The sequence below is a fragment of the Rhizobium ruizarguesonis genome (assembly GCF_012349115.1).
GTDB lineage: Bacteria > Pseudomonadota > Alphaproteobacteria > Rhizobiales > Rhizobiaceae > Rhizobium > Rhizobium ruizarguesonis.
In genome coordinates this window covers 35,759-46,722 of the sequence record NZ_PQIG01000057.1, presented here as the reverse complement: position 1 = coordinate 46,722, position 10,964 = coordinate 35,759, and the positions used below count along the sequence as shown (strand labels likewise).

The following is a 10,964-nucleotide window of genomic DNA, read 5'->3' as shown; positions in this document are numbered from 1 at the left end:
TCGGCAAGCGTTTCGGTACTTTCTCCGGCAACTTGCCCAGTCGGCTGCGCGAAGCAAGACACGCCGTTATCACCTTGCTCGCTCAGCACGCGCGAGCAGGGCGCGACTACGATCCTGCTTGCGCGGGTTACAAAAGCTTGGCGGAGACATCATCCGGATGACGAATTGGCAGCCGTAGAATCACAGGTTGGGCGCAGAGCCGTCAGACGGACCGCGCCGCGCCGCCGTCGCAGCGGATGAGCGAGCCGGTGATATAACTTGCCGGTTGGCTGCATAGGAAGGCAGCCGTTGCGGCAAATTCCTCGACCTTGCCATAGCGGCCGACCGGAATGCGCGCCTCCTTGTCGGTACGGATCTCCTCGAGGCTCTTGCCGGTCCGCTTTGCCGCAGCGCCGTCGAGATCGTCGAGCCGCGCCGTCAGGATGCTGCCGGGCAAGAGCAGGTTGGTGGTGACGCCGAAGCCCGCCACTTCGGAGGCAAGCGTCTTGCTCCAGCCGGCAAGGGCCGGGCGCAGCGTATTCGACAGCGCCAGGTTGGCGATCGGTTCGATCACGCCGGATGAGGCAACCGTGAGGATGCGGCCCCAGCCCTGCGCCTTCATGCCGGGCAGCAGCGCATTGGTGAGCGTGATCACCCGCGCGACCATGGAGAGGAAATAGCTTTCGAGCTTTTCGCCCGTCATGTCCTCAGTCGTGCCGGGCGTTGGTCCGCCGGTATTGTTGACGAGGATATCGAGCCCGCCGAACCTCTCCTTCACCGCCGTCGTCGTCATCTCGACGAAGCGTTCGTCCCCGAGATCGGCCCAGATCCAGTCGGCCCGGCCGTTGCCTTCACCATTGATCGCCTTGCAATTGGCCTCCAGCTGTTCGCCGCTGCGCCCGCAGAGCAGCACGTTTGCGCCCTCCCGCGCCAGCGCCACGGCGATGCCGAGGCCGAGGCCGCGCGAGGAGGCGAGGACGAGTGCCCGTTTGCCCTTGATGCCGAGATCCATGATTGTCCTCCGATAGCTTTGAGCGATGTATAAGGCGCAAGCGGCGGAAAAGGAAAGGGGATGTGACCGGTTCGGCAGCGTTTGATAATTGACGTTGACGTAAGCGTTATGTAATTCTGCCGCACGAGGCGTCATCATTGTGCGAATTGGAAGATTGGCTGTCGTATCCCGGCTCGACAATGCTTTCTCGTTTTGACAAGAAAGTGCCATGACGGGGATGACGGCCGCGTGCCGCCAAGCGGAGACGAGTGAATGACCGAGACGACTGAGCTGCCAGAACGCGAGAGCATGGAATTCGACGTGGTGATCGTCGGCGCCGGTCCTGCCGGTCTTGCGGCGGCGATCCGGTTGAAGCAGGTCAATCCGGAGCTCTCCGTCGTCGTGCTGGAGAAGGGCGCGGAAGTCGGCGCGCATATCCTCTCTGGCGCCGTCGTCGATCCGATCGGCATTGATCGGCTGCTGCCCGGCTGGCGCGACGAGGCCGATCATCCGTTTAAGACCAAAGTCACCGCCGATCACTTCCTGCTGCTCGGTCCGGCCGGCTCTGTTCGCCTGCCCAATGTGCTGATGCCGCCCCTGATGAACAACCACGGCAACTACATCGTCTCGCTTGGGCTCGTCTGTCGCTGGCTGGCGACCAAGGCCGAAGAACTCGGCGTCGAGATCTATCCGGGCTTTGCCGCAACCGAAGTGCTCTACAATGACGAAGGCGCCGTCATCGGTGTCGCCACCGGCGACATGGGCATCGAGAAGAACGGCGAGCCCGGCCCGAACTATACCCGCGGCATGGAACTGCTCGGCAAGTACGTGCTGATCGGCGAGGGCGTGCGCGGCTCGCTCGCCAAGCAGCTGATCGCCAAGTTTGACCTTTCGAAGGATCGTGAACCGCAGAAATTCGGCATCGGCATCAAGGAGCTCTGGCAGGTCAAGCCCGAGAACCACAGGCCGGGCCTGGTGCAGCACTCCTTCGGCTGGCCGCTCGGCATGAAGACCGGCGGCGGCTCCTTCCTCTATCACCTGGAAGACAATCTGGTGGCCGTCGGCTTCGTTGTCCACCTCAATTACAAGAACCCCTATCTCTATCCCTTCGAGGAATTCCAGCGCTTCAAGACGCATCCGGCGATCCGCACCACTTTCGAGGGCGGCAAGCGGCTGTCCTATGGGGCGCGTGCCATCACCGAGGGCGGCTACCAGTCGGTGCCGAAGCTTTCCTTCCCCGGCGGCGCGCTGATCGGCTGTTCGGCCGGTCTCGTCAACGTGCCGCGCATCAAGGGCAGCCACAATGCGGTGCTGTCGGGCATGCTGGCGGCCGAGAAGATCGCCGAGGCGATTACCGCCGGCCGCAGCCATGACGACGTGATCGAGATCGAGAATGAATGGCGCAAGGGCGACATCGGCCGCGACCTGAAGCGTGTGCGCAACGTCAAGCCGCTGTGGTCGAAGTTCGGTACCGCGCTCGGCGTGGCGCTCGGCGGGCTCGACATGTGGACGAACCAGCTCCTCGGTTTCTCCTTCTTCGGCACGCTGAAGCACGGCAAGACCGATGCCCAGAGCCTGGAGCCGGCCTCGCAGCACAAGCCGATCGCCTATCCGAAACCCGATGGCGTCTTGACCTTCGATCGCCTGTCCTCGGTGTTCCTGTCGAACACCAATCACGAGGAAGACCAGCCGGTGCATCTGCAGGTCAAGGACATGGCGCTGCAGAAGAGTTCGGAACACGACATCTATGCCGGCCCGTCGACGCGCTACTGTCCGGCCGGCGTTTATGAATGGGTTGAGAAGGACGGCAAGGACGTCTTCGTCATCAACGCCCAGAACTGCGTGCACTGCAAGACCTGCGACATCAAGGACCCCAACCAGAACATCAACTGGGTGCCGCCGCAGGGCGGCGAGGGGCCGGTCTACCCGAATATGTGAGGCGGATTTATCGTCGCGGCCGACAATTTCCACGCGCTGACGACTTCGTGATCGCCTCCTGCTGGAGGCTGTTAGCCGTTCGTTAACCATAATTTCCTTAGCTTGCGACATCGTGTTGACGCACTAAGGACACATTCATGACGATCTCGCGCCGGGGCTTCCTGATCGCTCTCCCGCTTTTCGTGGCCGGCTGCTCTTCGACCGGCCTGAACAGCCAGACGAATTACGCCGCACTTCCGGATGAAAAATTCCCGTTGAGGCAGGTGCCGATCGACAAGATCAAGCCGGAGCTCCGCCGCCAGGAGGTGGCCTACGAAACCACGCATCCTGCCGGCACCGTGGTCGTCGACACGCCTGCGCGTCGCGCCTATTACGTCCTCGGTGATAACAGGGCGATGCGTTATGGCGTCGGTGTCGGCCGCGAGGGGCTGGCATTTGCTGGTAACGCCTATATCGGCCGCAAGGCCGAGTGGCCAAATTGGACGCCGACGGAAAACATGCAGCGCCGCGAAGAGCGCTATCGCAAGCTTGCCGGCGGCATGCCGGGCGGCCCGAACAACCCACTCGGTGCGCGGGCGATGTATCTCTATCGCGGCGGCAACGACACGCATTTTCGCATTCATGGCACCAACCAGCCTCAATCGATCGGTCTTGCCATGTCGAGCGGCTGTGTCCGCATGATGAACCACGATGTGATCGACCTCTATAGCCGCGTCGAAGTCGGCGCCAGGGTCGTCGTCATCCAGGCCTGACGTGTCCGTTCCAAGCTCGGTAACGACGCCCTCTCCATTGAAAAAGCCGCCGCAGCGATGGCTGCAGGCGGCTTTCGATCTGCTGTTGCTGTTGGATTTCAGCGGCGTGGCGTGGCGATACCCGTTGACAGCGCCACGCCGATGCCGGTGATCACGGCGGCGCTGATTTCCGTCATGCCGATTGCTTCGCCAAGCAACAAGCCGCCGCCAAGCGTAGCGAGAACCGGCGTCAGCGCCGTGAAGGCGGCAGCCTGTGTTCCGCCGAGTGTTCTGACGGCGGTGCCGTAGGCGACCATGGCGACGAGGCCGGAAAGAACGCCCTGGCTTAGCACCTGCAGGCCGATCTCCGGGAGAGTAGCCTCTGGCAGCGAGATGCCGAAGGTGAGGGCAAGCGCGCCCATGATCAGGAAAGACCAGACGGCGATCAGGGCGCTTGCCTGTACGGCGGTCAGACCGGAGCGGCGGAAGGCATGCGTATAGCTTGCCCAGAGAATGGCGCCGGCCGGCAGCAGCACGAAGCTCGTCCATGGCAGCGAGGCGTCTGCAAGGCTGCGCGTGAGCAGGATCAGCACGCCGGCAACGATTGCGATAAGCCCGGCGATGCGTGTGCCGTCAGGTCTTTCGCGAAACAGCGCAATCCCGATCAGCGCCGCGGCGAGCGGCATCGAGCCGCCGAGCAGAATCCCCGAAGAGGCCGCCGGTGTGGAATGGATTGCCAGCGTGGTCAGCAGGAAGAAGACGGCGCCCGAACCGAACACCATGATCGCCAGAAGGTGAAGCGGCAGGCCCTTCGGCAGCAGTCCCGTCTTCAGCCAGACAGGCGAAAGCACCAGCGCCGGAATTCCGAAGCGGATCAGCCCGATATCGATCGAGCCGAGGGGCGTTGCGGCGCTGTGGCGGGTGACAAGAAACCATGTCGCCCAAATCAGCACGGTAATAGTGCCGCCGGCATAACCCAGTACCTGCGACGGCGACTTGTCGTTCGTGAAAGCAATGGTGGTCATCGTTTTAATCCTTTCCTCCGTCCGGAGCCTGTCCGGTTGAGGAAAAGATTAGCGCCAGAGGCCAAGGCATGTCCTTGCTATCTCTAGCTCAAAAAGCATGCTATGCGCAATCTTCTGCCAATTGATGCCGATGGGGATCGCGAAAATGCCAAATCTCGATAAATTTGATATCGCCATACTGAAGTGCCTGCAGGAGGATGCGCGGGCTACCAATGTCGAGATTGCCGAGAAGGTGAATCTTTCGCCGTCGCCCTGCCTGCGCCGCATCCGCAATCTCGAACGGTCCGGGATCATCCGCGGTTACACGGCGGATATCGACCGCAAGGAGGTCGGTCTCGGCCTGACCGTCTTCGTCGAATTCAAGGTCGTCCAGCACAGCCGCGAAAATTCCGAGGCGCAGCAGAAGGCGTTGCTCGCCATCCCCGAGATCGTCTCCTGCTTCCTGATTTCAGGCACGGCCGATTTCCTCGCCGAAGTGGTGGTGGAGGATCTCGCCGCCTACGAACGGCTTCTGACGGAAACGCTATTGACCCTGCCGAATGTCAGCGACATCCGCTCGAACTTCGCCATCCGCAGCATGAAGACGCATGGGCCGTTGAAGTTGCCCGAGGGAAAATAATTCCCCTCGGGGCTTGCTTGCGGGTTAGAGCAGCGTCCCGCTGAGGATGAGCAGCGCCACCGAGAAGTAGATGACGAGCCCGGTGACATCGACCAGCGTGGCGACGAAGGGGGCTGATGCGCTGGCCGGATCGAGCCGGAGCTTCTGCAGCACGAAGGGCAGCATCGAACCGCAGATCGAGCCGAAGGTGACGATCCCGATCAGGGCGGCAAACACCGTGACGGCGACCATCTGCCAGTGCGGGCCGTAATCGTAGAGCCCGGCCGACTGCCAGAAGACGATGCGGATGAAGCCGACCAGGCCGAGGATCGCGCCGAGCACGACGCCGGTCGGCAGTTCGCGCAAGAGCACTTTCCACCAGTCCGAAAGCTTCAGCTCGCCGAGCGCCAGCGCCCGGATGATCAGCGAGGTCGCCTGCGAACCGGAATTGCCGCCCGAGCTCATGATCAACGGGATGAACAGTGTCAGCACCACGGCCTTTTCCAGCTCGCCTTCGAAATGCTGCATGGCGCTTGCCGTCAGCATCTCGCCGAGGAACAGCGCAGCGAGCCAGCCGGCGCGCTTGCGGATCATGCCGGCAAAGCTGATCTTCATGTAGGGCTGGCCGAGCGCCTCCATGCCGCCGAACCTCTGGGCCGCTTCCGTCGTGTCTGCAATCATCGTGTCGATCACGTCATCGACGGTGACGATGCCGAGCATCTGGCCATGTTCGTCGGTGACGGGCAGGGCGAGCAGGTCGTGCTTGCGGATCAGCCGGGCGACATCCTCCTGCTTCATCAGCGGATCCGCCGAAACCGGCGCGCCCTTCTGTGCCACAGAGAGGATCGAAGCGTCCGGCTCGCCGGTGATGAGGCGACGCAGCGTCACCACATGCAGCAGCGCATGGCTGACCTCGTCGAGCACATAGATGGCGTAGACGGTCTCGCGCGAGCGTTCGACCTGGCGCACATGGTCAAGTGTGCGGGCGACGGTCCAGCTGTCAGGCACGCTGACGAACTCCGTCGTCATGATGCCGCCGGCCGTGCGCGGCGGATAGCCCATCAGGTGCTGGATCGCGATGCGCACCGGTTCGTCGAGGCTGGAGAACAGCCGGGCGCGGGTCTCGCCGTCGAGTTCAAGCAGCACGTCGGCGACGCGGTCGTTGGACATGCCGTGCAGCAGCCGTGCGGCGTCCTCGGCGCTGATCAGTGCAAGAATCTGTGCGGCGTTGCGAAGCTCCGGCCGGTCGAGAATGTTGACTGCATAGTCCAACGGCATGCCGCATAGCACACGCCCGGCGTCCTGGACGCTCAGCGCGTTCAACGCTTCGACGCGTTCGGCGATCGTTGCGCCGCGGCTGTTGTTGATGAAGGCACGGGCGGCATGGCCTGCCCGAAGAGGGAAGCGATTGATATTCATTTGAGGCTCGCCTTTCCGTCGATCCGCCGTAGCGTCCGATCGGGCGAGCCGACAGGAGTCGGTCAGCGCACGAGGGTCGCGTACGGCAAAGGCAATCGACTGCTACTGTCGCTTGGCATCGTTATGATGGCTCCGTTGAAATCCGTGGCTGACGAGTGTCATCCACGTGAATGCTAGGTGGTCCCGGACGCGGAAAAAGTCAAGCGGGGTAAATGCTTAACGCCAGAATGTCGCACCCTGCGATGCGGCATTCCAGGTGGGTATGCGACCTTACGGGAAACAGCCGCCCCGCCGGCTGCGATCTCAGAACCCTGCAAGCACCGCCTTGCCCTTCATCCTGCCGCTTTCGACCATCGCATGCGCCGTCTTGAGGTTCGCCGCATTGATCGGCCCGACGATCTCTGAAAGCGTCGTGCGGATCTTTCCGGCGTCGACGAGTTCGGAAACCCTGTTCAGCAGCTTGTGCTGCTCGATCATGTCAGGGGTGCCGTAGAGCGGGCGGGTGAACATCAGTTCCCAATGAACGGAGACGGCCTTGCGCTTGAAGGGCACGATGTCAAGCGTCTTCGGATCGTCGATCAATGCGAAGCGGCCCTGTGGCGCGATCGCTTCGACGATGTCGCCGATATGGCTGTCGGTATTGGTGGTCGAGAATATAAACCCCGGCGCGCCGATGCCGAGCGCTGCTACCTCAGGCGCGATCGGTTTGGAATGGTCGACGACGTGATGCGCGCCGAGTTCCTTCACCCAGTCCTGCGTTTCCGGCCGCGAGGCCGTGGCGATCACGGTCAGGTCGGTCAATGCCCGGGCGATCTGGATGGTGATCGAGCCGACGCCGCCAGCCCCGCCGATGATCAGGATGGAGCGTCCCGCTCCCGAAACGGCGTCCTGTACCTTCAGCCGGTCGAACAGTGCTTCGTAGGCCGTGATCGAGGTCAGCGGCAGGGCGGCCGCAGCAGCGAAATCGAGGCTCTTCGGTTTGGCGCCGACGATGCGCTCGTCGACGAGATGAAATTCTGCATTGCTGCCCGGGCGGCTGATGACGCCGGAATAGAACACCTCGTCGCCGGGTTTGAACAGGGTGACATCAGCGCCGATAGCCTTGACGATGCCGGCGGCATCCCAGCCGAGGACCTTGAACTCGCCCGCGGGCGGCGCGGAATGGGCGCGCACCTTCACGTCGACGGGATTGACCGAAACGGCTTTGATTTCGACGAGCAGATCGTGGCCCTTGGCCTCCGGAATCGGCAGCTCGACATCGATCAGCGAGGTCTCGGCGGAAATCGGCTGGGGCGTTTTGTAGGCGACGGCGCGCATGGGAAACTCCTGTGTTCGTTGCACGGAAGCTAGATGCGCACTATATTCTGACAACGCAAGAATGCACAAATTCTGTACGTAGTACCCAAAAGGATACTGTAAAATGTCATTGCCGCGCGCCAAGCTCGTCAAGAATTTCCCCGGCTGCCCGGTCGAAGCGACGCTGACTTACCTCGACGGGAAGTGGAAGGGCGTCATCCTCTTTCATCTGATGGAAGGAACGCTGCGCTTCAATGAGTTGCGGCGTAAGCTGCCGGCCGTGACCCAGCGCATGCTGACCAAGCAACTGCGTGAACTGGAAGAATGCGGTCTGGTATCACGCACCGTCTATCCGGTCGTGCCGCCAAGGGTCGAATATGCAATGACGCCGCTCGGCATGACGCTGAAGCCTGTCATCCAGGCGTTGGCCGCCTGGGGTGACGATTATGTCTTCTGCAGCCCGGAAGGCCGCGAGCTGCGCCTGGCCTCAGACGGCCTGCGCGCCCCGGTCGCGGCGCTCGAGGCGTAGCGAGGCTGCAAAGACGAAGAGGCCGAGAAAGGATAGCGCTGCACCGACGTAGCCGGTCGCCGCAAAACCGTAGCCCCCGGCGATGACGAGGCCGCCGAGCCAGGCGCCGATCGCATTGGCGATGTTGAAGGCGGAATGGTTGGAAGCGGCAGCAAGCGTCTGCGCATCGGCGGCGACATCCATCAGCCGCGTCTGCAGCGCCGGACCGGCGGCAAAACCGCAGCCGACGAGGAAGACGCAAAGGCCGAGCATATAGGGATTGGCGGCGGTCAGCGAGAAGGTGGTCAGCACGACGATATTATAGACCAGCGACCCGCCGATCGTGCCGAGCAGCGATTTGTCGGCGAGCCACGAGCCGATGAAATTGCCCGCATTCATGCCGACGCCGAAGAGGACCAGCATGATCGGGACGGCCGTTTCCGGCAGCATCGCCACCTCAGTCGTCGTCGAGGCGATATAGCTGAACATCGCGAACATGCCGCCGTAACCGACAGCGGCGATGCCGAGCGTCAGCCACACCTGCGGCCGGCGAAAGGCGCCGAGTTCGCGCAGGAAGCCCGCCTCTTCGGAAACCCTGTCCTTCGGAACGTAGAACCAGATCAGCGCCACCGTCAGCAGGCCGAGCACGCCGACCGAGAAAAACGCCACCTGCCAGTCGAGCGACTGGCCGAAGAATGTCGTCAACGGCGTGCCGAGAAGTGTCGCAACGGTCAGGCCGAGCATGACACGGCCAACGGCACGGGCGCGGCGATGCACCGGCACCATCGAGGCGGCGACAAGGGCTGCGACGCCGAAATAGGCGCCGTGCGGCAGGCCGCTGACGAAGCGCAGCAGCGTGAAGCTTTCGAAGGTCGGCGCCATGGCGCTTGATATATTGCCGGCGGCAAAGATCAGCATCAGCATCAAAAGCAGCGTGCGGCGCGCCATCTTCGCGGCGAGCACGGCAATCACCGGTGCGCCGACGACGACGCCGAGCGCATAGGCGCTGATGACGTAACCGGCCTGCGGCGTGGTGACCGAGAAGCTTTCGGCGACATTGGGCAGCAGCCCCATGATCGCGAATTCGCCGGTGCCGATGCCGAAGCCGCCGCAGGCGAGCGCCAGCTGGACCAGCGCCACGGTCATTGCCGACGGCAGCTCTTCATCCTGGCTATCAATGGAGTTTCGGCTATCGACTGAAATATTGGCGGCAATCTCACTCACGAGAGCTCCTCGAGGCGGTTTCTGCTTGGCAATGGCCCCTGGCGCAGGCGCGGCCGCGAGCCGATCGTTGGAAATGGCGGGAGGTGGAGACGAGGTCTCCAATACGCCATCTATCCGTGACCTCTCGGCCGCCGTCGAGTGCATTTTTTGCAGTGCAGCGTCCTGCTATGTGCATACGTCTATTGCAATTTTTGCATTTCTGTCCTTTCTCCGGAAAGACGGCTGCGCTTGAAATCGCCGATATCGCAACCATCTCAAGGGCAAGGCAGGAGCATTTCCGCGCCACAGACGGGAGCTCTCATGAAGCTTGTAGGCTTTTTCAATCGCGACGGCGGTACCTTCAAGACCACCGACATGCTGGCCTACGAAAAGAGGGCGGAGGCGGCCTTCCGCGAAGCGGGGCACGATTTCGACGCCATCGTCTTCTCAGGAAAGGAAATCATCCCCGCTATGGAGCGGGCGGCCAAGCGCGATGATATCGACGGCATCGTCGCCGGCGGCGGCGACGGCACGATTTCGGCGGCGGCATCGATCGCCTGGAAAAACGGCATTGCGCTCGGCGTTGTGCCTGCCGGCACGATGAACCTCTTTGCCCGCTCGCTGCGTGTGCCGCTCGATATCTGGCAGGCGCTTGATGTGCTTGCCTCCGGCGAGGTCGACAATGTCGATATCGCCAGCGCCAACGGCCGGCCCTTCATACACCAGTTTTCCGCCGGCCTGCATGCCCGCATGGTGCGCTACCGCAACGCCTACAGCTATCGTTCCCGGCTGGGCAAGATACGGGCGAGCACGAAGGCGGCTTTGGGAGTCGTGTTCAATCCGCCGGAGTTCGAGGTCGAGTTCGAGGCGGCCGGCATGCGCGAGCGCCGCAGGGTGTCGGCGATCTCAGTCTCCAACAATCCCTTCGGCGAGAACGCGCTGCTTTACGCCGATAATTTGACAAGCGGCGAACTCGGCTTCTATACGGCAAATCCGCTGAAGCCTCTCGGCGTCGCCCGTCTCGCCATCGACATGCTGCGCGGCAAGGTCCGCGAGAATGCCGATGTCATGGTGATGCACCCGGCCGAAGTGCACCTGCATTTCCCGAAACTGCGCTCCAAGGCCAATTGCGTCATGGACGGCGAGCTGCTGCCGCTCGAACGCGACGTCTCGATCCGGCTGCATCCGGGCGAATTGAAGGTTCTCGTCAAGCAGGGTCTCGCCGCGCAGGTGGACGCCAGCGAACGCCGCGAACCCGCCGCGTAAGTCGGCCGCC

General features: G+C 62.6%; 10 protein-coding genes. 5 read left to right on the top strand and 5 right to left on the bottom strand.

Translation table 11 applies throughout. The features are described from left to right. Window positions 1-202: 202 nt before the first annotated feature. Entirely contained in the window at window positions 203-991 is a 789-nt protein-coding gene (locus C3Y91_RS06345; protein ID WP_130771290.1) for an SDR family oxidoreductase, read from the bottom strand. Between the two features lie 252 nt (window positions 992-1,243). On the opposite strand from C3Y91_RS06345, the gene C3Y91_RS06340 reads away from it, so the two are divergent. Both C3Y91_RS06340 and C3Y91_RS06335 read left to right on the top strand, forming a co-directional pair. Beyond that, complete coding sequence (locus tag C3Y91_RS06340; protein WP_130725844.1) at window positions 1,244-2,908, top strand: electron transfer flavoprotein-ubiquinone oxidoreductase; 1,665 nt, start codon at window positions 1,244-1,246, stop codon at window positions 2,906-2,908. A 137-nt stretch (window positions 2,909-3,045) separates the two neighbouring features. Further along, window positions 3,046-3,660: a L,D-transpeptidase gene (locus C3Y91_RS06335; protein ID WP_018070992.1), complete on the top strand. Its 615-nt coding sequence runs from the start codon at window positions 3,046-3,048 to the stop codon at window positions 3,658-3,660. A gap of 98 nt (window positions 3,661-3,758) precedes the next feature. Here C3Y91_RS06335 and C3Y91_RS06330 read toward each other — a convergent pair whose 3' ends face one another. Further along, window positions 3,759-4,664, bottom strand: a complete 906-nt coding sequence (locus tag C3Y91_RS06330) for a DMT family transporter (RefSeq protein ID WP_018070993.1) — start codon at window positions 4,662-4,664, stop codon at window positions 3,759-3,761. A 97-nt stretch (window positions 4,665-4,761) separates the two neighbouring features. On the opposite strand from C3Y91_RS06330, the gene C3Y91_RS06325 reads away from it, so the two are divergent. Further along, a complete protein-coding gene (locus C3Y91_RS06325; RefSeq protein WP_018070994.1) occupies window positions 4,762-5,283 on the top strand; it encodes an Lrp/AsnC family transcriptional regulator in 522 nt (173 codons plus the stop codon). A gap of 24 nt (window positions 5,284-5,307) precedes the next feature. On the opposite strand, the gene mgtE is transcribed toward C3Y91_RS06325, so the two are convergent. Continuing rightward, window positions 5,308-6,681: a magnesium transporter gene (mgtE, locus tag C3Y91_RS06320; protein WP_027685343.1), complete on the bottom strand. Its 1,374-nt coding sequence runs from the start codon at window positions 6,679-6,681 to the stop codon at window positions 5,308-5,310. Between the two features lie 303 nt (window positions 6,682-6,984). After that, window positions 6,985-7,998, bottom strand: a complete 1,014-nt coding sequence (locus tag C3Y91_RS06315; RefSeq protein ID WP_075225984.1) for a zinc-binding alcohol dehydrogenase family protein — start codon at window positions 7,996-7,998, stop codon at window positions 6,985-6,987. Between the two features lie 103 nt (window positions 7,999-8,101). On the opposite strand from C3Y91_RS06315, the gene C3Y91_RS06310 reads away from it, so the two are divergent. Further along, window positions 8,102-8,506, top strand: a complete 405-nt coding sequence (locus C3Y91_RS06310; RefSeq protein ID WP_075225983.1) for a winged helix-turn-helix transcriptional regulator — start codon at window positions 8,102-8,104, stop codon at window positions 8,504-8,506. Here C3Y91_RS06310 and C3Y91_RS06305 read toward each other — a convergent pair. Beyond that, window positions 8,465-9,709, bottom strand: coding sequence for an MFS transporter (locus tag C3Y91_RS06305; protein ID WP_130771292.1), 1,245 nt, complete (start codon window positions 9,707-9,709; stop codon window positions 8,465-8,467). The two genes, C3Y91_RS06310 and C3Y91_RS06305, sit on opposite strands and share 42 nt — an antisense overlap. A 300-nt stretch (window positions 9,710-10,009) precedes the next feature. Here C3Y91_RS06305 and C3Y91_RS06300 point away from each other — a divergent pair, with 300 nt between their 5' ends. After that, window positions 10,010-10,954, top strand: a complete 945-nt coding sequence (locus tag C3Y91_RS06300) for a diacylglycerol/lipid kinase family protein (protein ID WP_130655063.1) — start codon at window positions 10,010-10,012, stop codon at window positions 10,952-10,954. Window positions 10,955-10,964 lie beyond the last annotated feature (10 nt).